This is a genomic window from Kineosporiaceae bacterium, from assembly GCA_016713225.1.
In the GTDB taxonomy this organism is placed as follows: domain Bacteria; phylum Actinomycetota; class Actinomycetes; order Actinomycetales; family Kineosporiaceae; genus JADJPO01.
Window position 1 is genome coordinate 100,602 of record JADJPO010000005.1, and the last position, 16,036, is coordinate 116,637.

Here is a 16,036-nt window from a genome sequence, read left to right on the forward strand (position 1 = left end):
CTGTGATGCACCCCGGCGGACGTCGATGGCGGGTGGGCGAGGAGCATGACGAGGCACCAGCGGAGCATGACCGGGTTGGGTGTCCGTTGCTGGGTGTGCCAGTCGACCTCGAGGGTCAGCGTGCCCGCTGCCGCGTGTGCCGGTCGACCAACATGGCCATCGCGCAGGACCCGAGCCGGGCCAGCGTCGAGTCCGACCCGGTCGTCAGGATGATCGGCACCTTCGCCCCCAGCACGATCCCTGCGGCATCCGCGTCGGCCAGCGAGACCAGTTGCTGCACCAGCATCGTGCCGGTCTCGAGATCGGGGACGACGAGGACGTCGGCGTGACCGGCCACCGCCGACCCGTTGCCCGGGGTCTGTGGCCCGAGCCGGTCGCGCACGTCGTCCGTCACGGCATTGTCGAAGGCCAGCGGGCCGTCGAGCACCCCGCCGGTGATCTGGCCGCGGTCGGCCATCTTGCACAGTGCGGCGGCGTCCAGGGTCGAGGCGATCGTCGGTGAGACGGTCTCGACGGCGGCCAGGATCGCCACCCGGGGCAGCTCGATGCCCAGGGCGTGGGCCAGGTCGATCGCGTTCTGCACGATGTCGCGCTTGTCCTGCAGGGTCGGCGCGACGTTGATGCCGGCATCGGTGATCAGCAGGGGCCGGGGGTGGCGGGGTACCTCCATCGCATACACGTGGCTGACCCGACGTTTGGTGCGCAGCCCACGAACGGGGTCGAGCACCGGGTGCAGCAGCTCGTCCGGGTGGAGCCCGCTCTTCATCACGGCCCGGACCTCGCCCGCCCGCGCCATGGCCACCGCCCGCGCCGCGGCGGCATCGCTGTGCGGGACGTCGACGACCTCGAACTCGGTGAGATCCACCGAGGCGTCCCGGGCGGCCTGACGGATCTTGGCCTCGGGTCCGACGAACACCGGCACGATGAGCCGCTCGCGGGCCGCCTCGACCCCGGCCAGCAATGAGAGGGCCTCCACCGGGTGCACCACCGCGGTGCGCAGTGGCTCGAGCCCCTCGGTGTGCTCGACGAGCTCGCGATAGCGCCGGCCCCGCTCGAACAACTCGACGTCGGGCAGCGTCATGCGGGGCCGGGACACCTTCTCGGTCGGGGCGATCACCGTGGCGTTGCCGCTGATCACGACATCGGCGCGCTGGTTGACCACCGAACAGTCGAGCACCACGCGGTGGCCGTCCGGCACCTTCTCGGCGACGGTGACCGTGACCACGACGGTGTCGCCGATGTAGACCGGCTTGTGGAATCGCAGCGTCTGCCCCAGATAGATGGTGCCCGGCCCGGGTAGCGCCGTCCCCAAGACGGTCGAGACCAGGGCGCCGCCCCACATGCCGTGCGCGATGACCCGGTGGAACAGGTCGCTCTGGGCATAGACCACATCCAGGTGCATCGGGTTGACGTCACCGGACATCACCGCGAACAGCTCGATGTCGCGTTGGGTCAGGGTGCGCGACAGGGTCGAGCTCTCGCCGACCTGTAACTCGTCGAACGTCCGGTTGGTGATCTGTTCCATGGCCTCACCCTGCCATGTGTCCCGCGTGGCCCGAGCGGTCCAAACGTGCACGGATTGCATGATCACCGCGGGGTTTTGGTGCGGCCCGGCGGGCGTGGGCCGGGGAACCGGGGGTCGGGACCCACCGATTGATCACCGACTGCTGGCCCGCCGTCCAGAGCGCCCCGACCAGCCAATAGACCAGGACGCCGAGTGGCAGTGCCCAGCCGGACGCCAGGATTCCGACGCCGGCGAAGGCCGGCATCACCCGCATCATCGTCGAACTCACCTGCGCCGCCAGCTGGGTCGCCGGGTCATGGGCTGCCCCGGAACCGGCCTCGGCCCCCGACGGCGTCGGGATGTTCGCCAGCATCAGATAGCGGCTGGTCAGGTAGGTGATTGCCGCGCAGAGCAGGCCCACAGCGGCGATCACCGCGCCGTCCGGCCAACTCGACACAGCCGTCAGATGGGCGCCGAGGCCGACCCCGAGCACGTCGGCCGACCGGGCCGAGTCGACCAGGGCGGCCGTCATGGCGCCGACACCGACCCCGGCCCCGACGTCTCGCAACACCCGGAACAGGGCCAGCATCACCGGCAACTGGACCAGCAGTGGCAGCGCCCCCCACGCGCTCAGGCCGTGTTCGGTGCGGACGGCGCGCAGCTCGGCGAGCTGAGCGCGCCGGCTGTCGAGATCGGTGCGGCCGGCATACCGGCGTCGGATCTCGGCCATGGCCGGGTTGGCCCGGGCACCGGCGTGCGCCAGGCGTACCTGGCGCACGACCAGCGGGATCAGGGCGAGGCGCACCGTGATCACCAATCCGATGACGGCCAACAGCCAGGCCAGACCCGAGTCGGGGCCGGCGCCGAGGCTGACGGCGAGGTGATGGGTGCCGGCGAGGACGGCGGCAACAGCGACCTGGAACGGGTGCAGCAGAGTGGTGAACCACGTGGGCATGAGGGCTCCTGGGCAGACGCGAGGCGATGCGGGCGGGTGGGCACGCGAGGGCCCGCCCCGGCCAGGAGCGCATCCGAGAAGTGCGAAGGCAGGCGAACGTCAGGCCGGGATCAGACCCGGCCACACCCCGGCGCTCGGGATCGCGAGCTGCTCGGCCGGTCGGGGTCGACCGCCCGCAGCACCGGCTGCCCGGCGTCCCGGCTGGGGATGGGCACCCGCGCCGGACGCCGTGCGGTGAGGTGGACGGCGAGCCGCGCCGCGAGCAGTGCACCGCCGATGGCGAGCGCCACCGCGAGGATCACGGTCGGGGCCGTGCTCGAGAGGCCGCCGGCCGAAGCCCAGAGCTGGACGACGACCAACCAGCCGACGACCAGGGCGAACATGAGCGACACGACCACCGCAAGCGTGCGCGAGCGCGCGTCGTCCGGCCGGTTTCTCACCCCACCACCGTACGTCGGGGTCCAGCCGATCCGCCAGCGCTGGCGGTCTCCCCTGGAGTCGCGGTGTCGGATGCCCCGTCGTGGTGTCGAGATCGTGTGCTCGGATTGCATGATCACGGGGGATTTGTGCGCGGAGTGCATGATCACCGCGGAGGGTCGGGATTGCGCGCCCGCGGAGTACTGACTCGGCGCAGCGCGACAGGGAGAATGCCGACTGTGAATCCCCAGAGCGTGGCCACCGACCGGTCCGAGCCCGATTGGTGGAAGTCCGCCGTCGTCTACCAGATCTACCCACGCAGCTTCGCCGACTCCAACGGCGACGGTGTCGGCGACCTGCCCGGCATCACCGCACGGCTCGACTACCTGGCCGCGCTCGGCGTCGACGTGATCTGGCTGTCACCGGTCTACCCCTCACCGCAGGACGACAACGGCTACGACATCAGCGATTACCAGGACATCGAGCCGGTGTTCGGCACCCTCGCCGACTTCGACGAGCTGCTCGCCGGCATCCACGACCGAGGCATGAAACTCGTGATGGATCTGGTGGTCAACCACACCAGTGACGAGCACCCGTGGTTCGTCGAGTCCCGCTCGTCGGCCGACAACCCGAAACGTGACTGGTACTGGTGGCGCCCGCCCCGTACCGGGATGGCTGCCGGAGATCCGGGCGCCGAACCGACCAACTGGCACTCGTTCTTCTCCGGCTCGACCTGGCAGCTCGACGAGGCCACGGACGAGTACTACCTTCACCTGTTCTCGCGCAAGCAGCCCGACCTCAACTGGGAGAACCCCGAGGTGCGTCGGGCGGTCTACGCGATGATGCGCTGGTGGCTCGACCGCGGCGTCGACGGGTTCCGGATGGACGTCATCAACATGATCTCCAAAGACCCCGCCCTGCCCGACGGGATCGTCCACAGCGGTCTCTGGGGGGACGGCACGCCGCACTTCCTCAACGGTCCCCGCATCCACGAGTACCTGCAGGAGATGCACCGCGAGGTCTTCGCCGGGCGGGCACAGCCGTTCCTGACGGTGGGGGAGACCCCCGGCTGCACCGTCGAACAGGCACGCCTCTACACCGACCCTGCCCGCGCCGAGATCGACATGGTGTTCCAGTTCGAGCACGTCGAGGTCGACCGCGAGGGCGGCAAATGGCAGCGTCGTCGGCTGCGACTGGCCGACCTCAAGGCGGTGCTGAACCGGTGGCAGGTGGGCCTGTCCGACCTGGGGTGGAACAGCCTCTACTGGAACAACCACGACCAGCCTCGGGCGGTCTCGCGCTTCGGTGACGACAGCCCCGAACACCGGGTGCGCTCGGCGACCGCCTTGGGCACGGTGCTGCACCTGCACCGCGGCACGCCGTACATCTACCAGGGCGAAGAACTCGGCATGACCAACTCCCGCTTCGCCGCCATCGAGGACTTCCGCGACATCGAGTCGCTGAACCACTACGCCGCAGCCGTCGCCGCCGGGCAGGACACCCACCAGGTGTTGGCCGACCTGCGCCCGGCCAGCCGCGACAACGCCCGTACCCCGATGCCCTGGGACGACTCCGACCAGGCAGGCTTCACCACCGGCACCCCCTGGATTGCCCTGAACCCCAACCACTCCGAGATCAACGCCGCAGCGGCGATGGCCGACGAGGCCTCGGTCTGGCATCACTACCGAGCGCTGATCGCGCTGCGGCACACCGAGCCTGTCGTCGTCCACGGTGATTTCACGATGCTGCTCGGCGATCACGATCAGCTCTACGCGTTCACCCGCCGCCACGGCGACGTCGAGCTGCTGGTGCTCGCCAATCTGTCCTCGCGTACCGCGATGGCCGACCAGCTGCCGGACGCCGCAACCTGGGAGCGCGCGCAGGTGCTGTTGAGCAACGCCCCACCGCCCGACCCGGCGCACCACCGGCTGGGTCTGCGGCCCTGGGAGGCCAGGGTCTACCGGCGTTCGGTTCAGGGCACCAGCCGGTAGCCCACGCCGGACTCGGTGATCAGGTGTCGGGGCCGGGACGGGTCGACCTCGAGCTTCGCCCGCAACTGCGCCAGATAGACGCGCAGGTAGTGCGTTTCGGTGTCCAGGTGTGGGCCACGCAGTTCGATCAGCAGTTCGCGGCGACCGACGATGCGGCCGAGGTTGCGCGCCAGGATCTGCAGGATGCGCCACTCGGTGGGAGTCAGGTGCACCTCGTGGCCCTCGCGAACGACCCGTCGTAGGGCCAGGTCGACGGTGAAGCCGGCGGTCTCGACCACGGGCAACTCGCCTTCGGATCCGCTGCGGCGCAACGCGGCCCGGATCCGGGCGAGCAATTCCTCCATGCCGAACGGCTTGGTGACGTAGTCGTCGGCGCCGGCATCCAGGGCGGCCACGATGTCCGGCCCCGCCGTCCGGGCGGTCAGCACCACCACCGGGACCGCGCTCCAACCGCGCAGTCCGCGGACCACGTCCATGCCGTCGATGTCGGGCAGGCCGAGATCGAGCAGCACCACATCAGGCGGACGCCGCGCGGCGGCCGTGAGCGCGTCGGCGCCGGTGTGCGCCACCTCGACCTCGTACCGGCGCGCCCGCAACGTGATCGCCAGCGAACGCGCCAGCCCGGGGTCGTCCTCGACGATCAGGATTCTGGCCATGACTGCTCCTGAGCGAGTGCCTGTGGCAGGGCGATGACCAGGGTGAGGCCACCGCCGGGGGTGTCCTCGGCGTCCAGGGATCCGCCGTTGGCCTCGACGAACCCGCGGGCGACGGCCAGCCCCAGGCCGAGCCCCTGGCCTGCCGGTGCATCACCGAGGCGCTGAAACGCCTGGAAGAACGCGGACTTTCGAGCATCCGACACCCCCGGGCCGCGGTCGGCGATGCGGATCACCACCTGGTCGTTCACGGCTGCGGCATCCACCGCCACCGGGGTGTCGGAGGTCGCGTGCCGGACGGCGTTCTCGAAGATGTTGGCCAGGGCTCGTTCGAGCAGCCCGGCGTCGACCGACACCACCGGCAGGGTGTCCGGTACGCGGAGCACGAAGTGTTCCGGGGGCAGGCCGCGCAGCGCTCGGGGCACCAGCTCGTCCAGGGCCACCGCCTCGCGCTGCGGGGTCACCACCCCGGCATCGAGCCGGCTGAGGTCGAGCAGGTTGTCGATCAGGGACTGCAGCCGATCCGCCGAGTCCTCGATCTCGTGCAGCAGCGTGCGTTGGTCGCGCGGATCGAGCTCGACATCGGTGGCCAGCAGACTGCTGGCTGCTGCCTTGACCCCTGCCAGGGGGGTGCGGAGGTCGTGGGAGACCGCCGCGAGCAGCGCCGTCCGGATCGCGGTGCGCTCTCGCTCGGCCCGGTTGACGCTGGTCTCGGCGCGCAGCAGGTCGCGTTCGACCAGCGTTTCCACTTGAGCGGCAACGACATTGGCGACGCGAGTGTCCTCGGCGCTGAGTCGACGTCCGGTCAACACCAGGCGGATGTCGTCGGAGACCGACAGCGTCGTCGAGTCGTCGGACTGCTCCCTGACGCCGCCGGAATCGGCGACGCTCGAAGGCTCCAGCGGGCCGTCAGGGCGATGGGCGGCAGCCCGGTGCTGCCAGCGACCGGACGTGCGTTGTTCGAGCGTCACCGATGACAGGTTGAAGGACTCGCGTAGCCGGGCCAGCAAGGCCGGGACGGCGTCGGCGCCCTGCAGTACGGCACCGGCCAGGGTGCTCAGGGTGTCGGCCTCCGCCCGTGCCCGGGCGGCATCGGATTGTCGCTGGGCCGCCAGATCGACGATCATCGACACCGCGATCGCCACCCCCAGCAACACCGCCAACGCCAGGGCGTTCTGTGGCTCGGCGACCGTGAAGGTCAGCACGGGTGGGGTGAAGAAGTAGTTCGCCAGCAGCCCCGAGGCACTCGCCGCGACGATGGCCGGCATCCGGCCCCCCACCATCGCGACCCCGACGGTCAGCACGAGGAACAGCATGAGGTCGGTCGCCAGGGTGTGCAGATCACGAAATCGATAGAGCACCGCGGTCAGAGCCAACGGACCAGCCAGGGCCAGCGCCCACCCGATCAGGCGGCGGCGCCGTCCCAGCCGAGGTTGGCGCCCGATGCGGGGGTGACCACGACCTTGTTGATCGTGCGTGACGATGTGCACGTCGATGTCGCCCGAGTCACGCACGACGGCCGAGCCGGGCCCGGGGGAGAGCAGGTGGCCCAACCGACCCCGGCGCGGGGCACCGAGCACGATCTGGCTGGCGTTGACCGCGCGGGCGAACTCGAGGATCGCGGTGGCGACGTCGTCACCCACCACCGAGTGCCAGGTGCCGCCGAGCGAGGTCACCAGCTGGCGCTGGCGCGCCACCGTGTCCGGCGCGGTACCGGTGAGGCCGTCCTGACGCGAGACGTGCAGCGCCAGCAGCTCGCCGCCCAGGGCGCGTTCGGCGATCCGCGCTCCTCGCCGGATCAGACTGGCCCCCTCCGGGCCGCCGGACAGGGCGACCACCACCCGTTCGCGGGCGGGCCAGGGCGCGGCGATGGAGTGTTCGGCCCGATACCGGTCCAGCGCGTCGTCGACCCGGTCGGCCACCCACAGCAGGGCCAACTCGCGCAGCGCGGTGAGGTTGCCGACCCTGAAGTAGTGCGCCAGGGCGGCGTCCACCATGTCGGCGGCGTACACGTTGCCGTGAGCCATCCGCCGGCGCAGTGCCTGCGGGCTCATGTCGACCAGCTCGATCTGGTCGGCTCGACGGACCACCTCGTCGGGCACGGTCTCGAGCTGCCGCACGCCGGTGATCGACTCGACGACGTCGTTGAGCGATTCCAGGTGCTGGATGTTCACCGTCGAGATCACGTCAATGCCCGCCTCGAGCAACTCCTCGACGTCCTGCCAGCGCTTGGCGTTGCGCGAGCCGGGCACATTGGTGTGGGCGAGTTCGTCGACCAGGGCGACCTGTGGCTTCGCAGCCACCACGGCGTCCAGATCCATCTCGGTGAACTCCGCGCCGCGATGCTGCAGGGTGCGCCGGGGGATCACCTCGAGGCCGGCGACCAGCGCGGCGGTCTGGGGCCGGCCGTGCGACTCGACGATCGCCACCACGACCTCGGTGCCACGGTCCCGGCGGCGATGACCCTCGCAGAGCATGGCGTAGGTCTTGCCGACGCCGGGGGCGGCGCCGAGGTAGATGCGTAGGACGCCGCGGGCCATGGCAGCAGTCTCAACCCGCCGCGGGCCGCAGCGCGTCCAGAGCCAGATTGAGCTCCAGCACGTTCACCCGAGGTTCGCCGATGAATCCCAGTTGGCGGCCGCGGACGTGCTGTTCGACCAGGGCCGCCACGTCTGCCACGGGCAGGTCGCGGGCCCGGGCCACCCGGGCCACCTGCAGCCGCGCGTACTGCGGGGAGATGTCGGGGTCGAGGCCGGACGCCGAGGCGGTCACCGCGTCGGGCGGCACCGCAGCGACGTCCACGCCCTCGCGGGCGGCGACCTGCGCGATGCGGTCGTGGATCGTGGCGGCCAGGTCGGCGTTGTTCGGCCCCAGGTTCGAGGCTCCCGAGGCCATCGGGTCGTAGCCGTCGCCGGCCACCGAGGGCCGGGGCAGGAACCAGCCGTCGCCGGTGAACGGCTGACCGATCAGCCGGGACCCGATCACCTGGCCGTCGGCTCCGGCGGAACTGATCAGCGAGCCATCGGCCCGGCCGGGGACGAGCCGGGCGAGCCCCACCATCGCCAGTGGGTAGGCCAACCCCAGGACGACGGTGAAGACCAGCAGCAGCCGTAGGCCGGCCAGGGACAGACGTGCCAGCTGACGCACGGTGATCACCCGATCCCGGGGAGGAGGGACACGAAGACATCGATCAGTTTGATCCCCACGAACGGTGCGGCGACGCCACCCAGGCCGTACACCAGGAGGTTGCGGCGCAACATCTCGGCGGCCGAGCCGGGGACGTACCGCACCCCGCGCAGTGCGAGCGGGATCAACGCGACGATGATGATCGCATTGAAGATCACCGCCGACAGGATGGCCGACTCCGGGCTCGACAGGTGCATCACGTTCAGCCGGTTCAGTTGCGGGAAGGCCACAACGAACATGGCCGGGATGATCGCGAAGTACTTCGCCACGTCGTTGGTGATGGAGAACGTGGTGAGGGCGCCGCGCGTGATCAGCAGCTGCTTGCCGATCTCGACGATCTCGATCAGCTTGGTCGGGTTGGAGTCGAGGTCGACCATGTTGCCCGCTTCCTTGGCCGCCGAGGTGCCGGTGTTCATGGCCACCCCGACATCGGCCTGCGCCAGCGCCGGGGCGTCGTTGGTGCCGTCCCCGGTCATCGCCACCAGGCGGCCGGCCGACTGCTCCTGCTTGATCAGGGCCATCTTGTCCTCGGGGGTGGCCTCGGCCAGGAAGTCGTCGACGCCGGCCTCCTGCGCGATCGCCTTGGCGGTCAGCGGGTTGTCCCCGGTGATCATGACGGTGCGGATACCCATCCGCCGCAGCTCCTCGAACCGCTCCCGCATGCCCTCCTTGACCACATCCTTGAGGTGGATCACGCCCAGGGCACGGGCCGGTGCGTCGCCGATCCGTTCGGCGACCACGAGCGGGGTGCCGCCGCCGGCGCCGATCGCGTCCACCGCGGCGCCGATCTGTTCCGTCGGGGTGCCGCCGTTCTCCCGAACCCACTTCATCACCGCAGCGGCGGCCCCCTTGCGAATCTGCCGGGTGCCCTGCGGCGAGGTCAGATCGACACCGCTCATCCGGGTCTGCGCGGTGAACGGGACGAAGCGGGCCGAGGCCAGCACCCCGTCGTCCGGTGCGCGCAGCGCGAATCGTTCCTTGGCCAGGACGACGACCGAGCGTCCCTCGGGCGTCTCGTCCGCCAGGCTCGACAGCTGCGCGGCGTCGGCCACCTCGGCCACGTCGACGTCGGCAGCCGGAACGAAGTCCGCCGCCTGCCGGTTGCCGAGGGTGATGGTGCCGGTCTTGTCCAGCAGAAGCACGTCGACGTCGCCGGCCGCCTCGACCGCCCGACCGGACATCGCCAGGACATTGCGCTGCACCAGACGGTCCATCCCGGCGATCCCGATCGCCGAGAGCAGCGCACCGATCGTGGTCGGGATCAGACAGACCAACAGGGCCACCAGGACGACGACGGGCTGGCGGCGACCGGAATAGGCCGCGAACGGCTGCAGGGTGACGACGGCCAACAGGAAGATCAGGGTGAGTGAGGCCAGCAACAGGTTCAGCGCGATCTCGTTGGGGGTCTTCTGCCGAGCGGACCCCTCGACCAGGGCGATCATCCGGTCGATGAAGGTCTCACCGGGGGCGGCGGTGATCCGCACCACGATGCGGTCCGAGAGCACCGTGGTGCCACCGGTGACCGACGACCGGTCACCTCCCGACTCTCGGATCACCGGAGCCGACTCGCCGGTGATCGCCGACTCGTTGACGCTGGCCACGCCCTCGATGACGTCCCCGTCACCGGGGATGACCTGACCTGCCTCGACGACCACCAGGTCGTCGAGCCGGAGCGAGGTTCCCGGCACCAGCTCCTCGCCGCCGTCCGCGGTGACCCGGCGGGCCATGGTCTCGGTGCGGGCCCGGCGCAGGGTGGCGGCCTGCGCCCGGCCACGGCCCTCGGCCACCGCTTCGGCGAGATTGGCGAAGAACACGGTGGCCCAGAGCCAAAGCGTGATCGACCAGGTGAACACCGACGGATCGCCGATCGCGAGCACGGTGGTCACGGCGGCGCCGACCCAGACCACGAACATCACCGGACTGCGCAGCTGGTGACGGGGGTCGAGCTTGCGCAGCGCGTCCGGCAGACCGGCAACCAGTTGCGCCGCCGAGAAGGCCTTCCCACCCGTACTCATCGCAGTGCCTCCGCAATCGGCGCGAGCGAGAGCGCCGGGAAGAAGGTCAGGCCGGCCACGACCACGACCACGAAACCCAGCAGCCCGACGAAGATCGGGGTGTGCGTGGGCAGGCTGCCCTCGGTGGTGGGGTGTTGTGGCTGGCGGGCGAGATGGCCGGCCAACACCAGCACCAGCACCATCGGGACGAAACGTCCGATCAGCATGGCCAGCCCCAGGGCGATGTTCTGGTAGTCGGTCGCTGCGCCGAATCCGGCGAAGGCCGACCCGTTGTTGTTGCCCGCCGAGGCGTAGGCATAGAGCACCTCGGACAGGCCGTGCGGCCCGGCATCCTGTACCGAGGCCGTGCGCAGTGCCGGCACCCCGGCGGTCACCGCGGCGCCGACCAGGACGACGGCCGGCATGGTGAGCACGTACAGCGCGACCGCGGTGACCTCGCGGCGTCCGATCTTCTTGCCCAGGTACTCGGGCGTGCGACCCACCATCAGGCCGGCCAGGAACACGGCCAGGACGGCGATCACGAGCATGCCGTAGAGACCCGAGCCCACCCCGCCGGGGCTGACCTCGCCGAGCATCATGTTGACCATGGCCACGCCGCCGCCGGCAGCGGTGAAGGAATCGTGGAAGGAGTTCACCGAACCCGTCGAAGTGGCGGTGGTCGAGGCGGCGAACAGGGCCGACAAGCCGCTGCCGAAGCGCACCTCCTTACCCTCGAGGGCGCCACCGGCCGCCCGTGCCGCCACACCCGCTCCGCGGATCTCGGCCCAGATCGTCAGGCTCACGGCGGTCGCCCAGAGCAGGCCCATCACGGCCAGTACGGCCCGTCCCTGCCGAAGGTTGCCCACCAGGCGCCCGAAGGTTCGGGGCAGAGCGAAGGGGATCACCAGCAGCAGGAACACCTGGAACAGGCTGATCCACGCGCTGGGACCCTCGAACGGGTGAGCGGCATTGGCGTTGAAGGGGCCGCCGCCGTTGGTGCCGAGTTCCTTGATGGCCTCCTGGGTGGCGATCGCACCGCCGTAGAGCCGTTGCCCGGATCCGCTCAGCGTGGTGATCGTCCGGTCGGCCCCCAGGTTCTGGACGACACCGCCCAGCAGCAGGACGACGGCCGCGACGGCAGCCAGGGGGACCAGGATCCGCACCGTGCCGCGCGTGAGATCGACCCAGAAGTTGCCCAGCGTGTCGGTGCGCGAACGGGTGAAGCTGCGCACCAGGGCGATCGCGACGGCCAGCCCCACCGCCGCCGAGAGGTAGTTCTGCACCGTCAGCCCGGCCATCTGCACCAGGTGGCCCATCGTGGCCTCACCGGAATAGGACTGCCAGTTGGTGTTGGTCACGAAGGAGACCGCGGTGTTCCACGCCGTCGCCGGAGCCACCCCGGGGAGGCCACGGTCCAATGGCAGGATTCCCTGAATCCGTTGCAGCGCATACAGTCCCAGGACCGATATGGCCGAGAAGGCGAGCAGTGAGAGGGCGTATCCGGTCGAGCGTTGTTCGGCGTCCGGGTCCACCCCGGCGGCGCGGTACACGACGCGCTCCACCCTCAGGTGCCGGGGGTCGGTGAACGCCCGCGCGATGAAGTCACCCAGGGGGCGGTGCGTCAGGGTCAGCGCGGCCATCAGCGCGAGGACCTGTGCGGCGGCCGCCCAGCCCTCGGTCAGGGCCGGCATCAGAATCGATCCGGGAACAGCAGCGCGGCCAGCAGATACCCGACCAGCGCCACGGCCAGGGTGAGCAGGGCGATGTCGGAGGCGTTCACAACCGCTCCGTTCCCCGCACCAGCAGGACGAGGAGGCCGAAGGCCACCGCCGTCAGGACGACGAACCCGACGTCCGTCATGATGTTCCCCGATCATGTCCCGGTGCCCTGTGGGCTCCGGCAGCGGCCACCGCTGCCCCTCCATCAAGCCCTCCTGGCCGCACGCGGTCCAGCGTCTTGACGATCTCCGGACGGGCGGCCCCTGGAGCCCTGACAGATCTCGGACGCTGCGCCCAGGGGGGATCGCTGTGTTGCGCGCTGTGAACGCCCTGTTTCGGTCCGCACGATTCCCTGATCTGCTCTATTCAGCCGAGCATCGCCGCTGCTAGCGTGCGCGCGCCGGGGTCCTCCGGTGATCGGGGAACAGGGAGGCCGGGATGACCGAAGGGTCTGCTGCGCCATCGGCGACAGCCGGTGGCATCGACGTCCGGACCATCACGCGCAAGCTCGGCCTGGGGTCCATCGTCGGGATCATCTTCTTCTCGGTCTCCGGCGGCCCGTACGGCCTCGAGGACGTGGTCGGGTCCTCTGGTGCCGGGCTGGCCATTCTGCTGATCATCATGACCCCCTTGATCTACAGCCTGCCGATCGCGCTGATGGTCGCCGAACTGGCGACGTTGATGCCGGTGTCAGGTGGCTACTACCAATGGGTCAAGGAGGCCATGGGGCCATTCTGGGGCTTCCAGGCCGGCTGGTGGGCGTGGGTCGCGAGCTGGTTCGACCTGGCCATCTACCCCGTGCTCTTCGTCGAGTTCAGCGCCTACTTCCTGCCCTGGCTCGACACGGCCACGGTGGCCGGACTGCCGGCGAAGTGGTTCATCGAGTTGGCCTTCATCTGGGCCTTCGCCGCGATGAACATGGCCGGATCCTCCGTGGTCGGCGACTCCTCGAAGCTCTTCGGGCTGATCGTGCTGGCCCCGTTCGTGCTGATCGTCGTGATCGGTCTGTTCAAGATGGAGTTCAACCCGCTCGTCCCGGTCAAGCCCGAGGGCGTCTCGCCGATCGCTGCGCTCGGTGCCGGCTTGTTCGTCATCATGTGGAACTACTCGGGCTGGGACGGACTGAGCACCGTCGCCGGGGACATCGACAACCCGCGCAAGAACTACCCGAAGGCCCTGGCGATCACGATTCCGATGATCACGTTGATCTACCTGATCCCCACGGTGATCTCGCTCGCCGTCGTCGGCTCCGAGGACGTCGAGTGGACCGCGGGTGCGTTCACCCTGGTGGCCGAGGGGGTCGGCGGGCGCTGGCTCGGGCTGTTCATGTCCGGGGCAGCCATCGTCTCGGCCATCGGGCTGTTCTCGGCCTGGCTGCTGAGCTACTCACGCATCCCGTTCGCGCTGGCCAACGACGGCTATCTGCCCCCGGCGCTGGTCAAGCTGCACGATCGCCGTGGGACGCCGGTCCGCACCATCGTCATCGCGGCGGTCATCTGCTCGGCGGTCACCTTCTGGGCCTCCCTCGACGAGGACTCCTTCGGCCAGCTGGCCAGCCTGTCGGTGCTGGTGGGCGGCTGCGTGATCATGCTGGAGTTCATCACGCTCATCGTGATGCGCCGTCGCCACCCCGACCTGGTGCGACCGTTCAAGGTGCCGGGCGGGGAGTGGGTGCCGTACCTGCTGATCTTGCTTCCCGCGGCGGTGATCGTCACCGCGGTGTACTTCACTGTGCTGGAATCCGGTTGGATGGGTGGTATCGGCTACGCGCTGATCGCCCTGTCGACCGGGGTGATCGCCTACTTCGCCTTCCGCGGCAGCAGGCTCCGGCGTGGGATCGATAAACGGGTCGACTTCGAGACCGGGGAGTTGAAGGGATGAACGCCACAGCCCGTCCCGAGGACTGGGACAACCCGGTCGCGCTGCCGCAGGTCACCGCACCCTCGCGGATCCTGGTGCCGTTCGACGGATCGCACAATGCCGAGCGAGCGCTCGCCTGGGCGGTACGCCAAGCCCGCCAGGACGGCGCGGAGGTCCTCGTCATGGTGGGCTTCGAGCAGCCGATGACCATGCGTGGGCGTGGCGCGGCGTACATCGAGTCGGTGCGAGAGGACCTCGAGATCGAGGCCCGCGAACTGGCCTCGGAGGCGGTTCAGCTGGTGACTGCTCACGGGCTGCCGGCCCGGGGTCTGGTGGTCAAGGGCGATGTACCACACGCGATTCTCGACATCGCGGAGTCGGAGGCCTGCGACCTGATCGTGATCGGACGTCAAGGCCTGACCGCCGAGTTGCGGGGCCTGTCCACGGCGCTGGAACGGGTGCGCGACATGTTGCACGGTGGGGTGTCGGACAAGGTGATCCGGCACTCGCCGGTGCCGGTTCTGGTGGTGGCGTGATGAATGGCATGACCAGGGTGACCGGGATCAGTCGCCGTTCCCTGCTGGGGGCCGGTGGTGCCGTCGGTGCGAGTTTGCTGCTCGGTGGACTCGCCGGATGCTCAACCACCACGGCTGCGGATACCCGGGTGAGCTTCCTCAACTGGCAGGACTACATCGACCCGACCATGCTGCGCGACTTCACCACGGCCACCGGGCTGCAGGTCGGGTACGAGACCTACGAGAGCAACGACGCTCTGGCGCAGCGGCTCGCGGCGGCGGACGTGACCCGCAAGGGTGGGCGCAAGACGACCAGTTTCGACCTGATCGTGCCCAGCTCGAACCTGTTCCGCCAGCTGCGGGACGCCGATGCGCTGCGCAAGCTCGACACCGAGATCGTCACCGAGGCGCTGCTGGGCAACCTCGATCCGGCGTTGCGCCGCCTCGACGTCGACCCGGGTAACGCCTACGCCGTCCCCTGGGCGACAGGGTTCACCGGCATCGGGTACGACAGCACCGTGTTCACCACCCCGCCCACCTGGGAGACGTTCGCCGACGCCACCCACAAGGGCAAGATGTCGCTGCTGCGTGAACGCCGGGAGGCCTTCGCTGCTGCCCTGTTCGCCCTGGGTAAGGACCCGAACGCCACCTCGGCCGCCGACATCACCGCGGCCCAGGAGAAACTGCGTGAGTTCACGGCCAACGCCTCGCTCAACTCGGCCACCTACCTGGACGATCTGGCCGAGGGACGATTGGTGATGGCGCAGGGGTTCAACACCGATGTGCTGCAGGCGCGCAAGCGCAACCCGAAGCTCGCCTTCACCGTTCCGAAGGAGGGTGGAACCCGCTGGGTCGACCTGTTGTGTGTGCCGGCCAGTGCACCGAACGCCGACGGGGCCAACCGGCTGATCGCCTACTACCTGGACCCCAAGGTCTCGGCGGCCAACGCGACCTACAACCTGGTCTCGACCGGCAACCAGGCGGCCAAGCAGTTCGTGCCCTCGCAGGTGCAGAGCGATCCGGCCGTCTACCCGCCCCAGGACGTGCAGGACTCACTGCCCACGCTGCGTGATCTGGGCGAGGTCGAGAAGCTCTACGACACGGCCTGGGAGGGTGTGCTGGCCGCGATCAAGAGCTGAGCCGCTGTGGCGGGTTCCCGCCCACCAACCTCGGTGATCGTGCACGGATTGCATGATCACCGCGGTTGTGGCTTCGCCGGAAACCGCGCCGCGCCAACCGGGGT

At 69.7% G+C, this 16,036-nt stretch carries 13 protein-coding genes; 4 read left to right on the forward strand and 9 right to left on the reverse strand.

Annotation, left to right across the window (positions count from 1 at the left end):
• Window positions 1–115 precede the first annotated feature (115 nt).
• From IPK24_19355 to IPK24_19365, 3 genes are all read right to left on the reverse strand, one after another.
• Entirely contained in the window at window positions 116–1,525 is a 1,410-nt protein-coding gene (locus tag IPK24_19355) for a bifunctional enoyl-CoA hydratase/phosphate acetyltransferase (protein ID MBK8077664.1), read from the reverse strand.
• A gap of 4 nt (window positions 1,526–1,529) precedes the next feature.
• Window positions 1,530–2,459: a membrane protein insertase YidC gene (gene yidC, locus IPK24_19360; protein MBK8077665.1), complete on the reverse strand. Its 930-nt coding sequence runs from the start codon at window positions 2,457–2,459 to the stop codon at window positions 1,530–1,532.
• A 110-nt stretch (window positions 2,460–2,569) separates the two neighbouring features.
• Window positions 2,570–2,899, reverse strand: a complete 330-nt coding sequence (locus IPK24_19365) for a hypothetical protein (protein MBK8077666.1) — start codon at window positions 2,897–2,899, stop codon at window positions 2,570–2,572.
• Between the two features lie 207 nt (window positions 2,900–3,106).
• Between IPK24_19365 and IPK24_19370 the strand changes: the two genes are divergently transcribed.
• Window positions 3,107–4,867 carry an alpha-glucosidase gene (locus IPK24_19370; GenBank protein MBK8077667.1) on the forward strand — a complete coding sequence of 587 codons (1,761 nt, stop codon included), beginning with the start codon at window positions 3,107–3,109 and terminating at the stop codon, window positions 4,865–4,867.
• Here IPK24_19370 and IPK24_19375 read toward each other — a convergent pair.
• The 6 genes from IPK24_19375 to kdpF are packed head-to-tail and all read right to left on the reverse strand — an operon-like array spanning window position 4,849 to window position 12,480.
• On the reverse strand, window positions 4,849–5,523 hold the full coding sequence (locus IPK24_19375; GenBank protein MBK8077668.1) for a response regulator: 675 nt from the start codon (window positions 5,521–5,523) through the stop codon (window positions 4,849–4,851). The genes IPK24_19370 and IPK24_19375 overlap by 19 nt on opposite strands.
• The gene (locus IPK24_19380; protein ID MBK8077669.1) at window positions 5,508–8,060 is read right to left on the reverse strand and encodes a sensor histidine kinase KdpD; all 2,553 of its coding nucleotides are present in this window, start codon (window positions 8,058–8,060) and stop codon (window positions 5,508–5,510) included. Before IPK24_19380 ends, IPK24_19375 begins: the two co-directional genes overlap by 16 nt.
• 10 nt (window positions 8,061–8,070) lie before the next feature.
• Window positions 8,071–8,676, reverse strand: a complete 606-nt coding sequence (gene kdpC / locus IPK24_19385; protein MBK8077670.1) for a potassium-transporting ATPase subunit KdpC — start codon at window positions 8,674–8,676, stop codon at window positions 8,071–8,073.
• Complete coding sequence (gene kdpB, locus IPK24_19390; protein MBK8077671.1) at window positions 8,673–10,721, reverse strand: potassium-transporting ATPase subunit KdpB; 2,049 nt, start codon at window positions 10,719–10,721, stop codon at window positions 8,673–8,675. The genes kdpC and kdpB overlap by 4 nt, the downstream gene beginning before the upstream one ends.
• On the reverse strand, window positions 10,718–12,391 hold the full coding sequence (kdpA, locus tag IPK24_19395) for a potassium-transporting ATPase subunit KdpA (GenBank protein MBK8077672.1): 1,674 nt from the start codon (window positions 12,389–12,391) through the stop codon (window positions 10,718–10,720). The genes kdpB and kdpA overlap by 4 nt, the downstream gene beginning before the upstream one ends.
• Window positions 12,391–12,480 (reverse strand): K(+)-transporting ATPase subunit F, encoded by a 90-nt coding sequence (gene kdpF / locus IPK24_19400; protein MBK8077673.1) that lies wholly within the window; start codon window positions 12,478–12,480, stop codon window positions 12,391–12,393. The genes kdpA and kdpF overlap by 1 nt, the downstream gene beginning before the upstream one ends.
• 376 nt (window positions 12,481–12,856) lie before the next feature.
• Here kdpF and IPK24_19405 point away from each other — a divergent pair, with 376 nt between their 5' ends.
• Genes IPK24_19405 through IPK24_19415 form a run of 3 tightly spaced genes read left to right on the forward strand, consistent with a single transcriptional unit; the run spans window position 12,857 to window position 15,932 of the window.
• On the forward strand, window positions 12,857–14,299 hold the full coding sequence (locus tag IPK24_19405; GenBank protein ID MBK8077674.1) for an APC family permease: 1,443 nt from the start codon (window positions 12,857–12,859) through the stop codon (window positions 14,297–14,299).
• A complete protein-coding gene (locus tag IPK24_19410) occupies window positions 14,296–14,814 on the forward strand; it encodes a universal stress protein (protein ID MBK8077675.1) in 519 nt (172 codons plus the stop codon). Before IPK24_19405 ends, IPK24_19410 begins: the two co-directional genes overlap by 4 nt.
• Before the next feature lie 8 nt (window positions 14,815–14,822).
• Window positions 14,823–15,932: an extracellular solute-binding protein gene (locus IPK24_19415; protein ID MBK8077676.1), complete on the forward strand. Its 1,110-nt coding sequence runs from the start codon at window positions 14,823–14,825 to the stop codon at window positions 15,930–15,932.
• Window positions 15,933–16,036 lie beyond the last annotated feature (104 nt).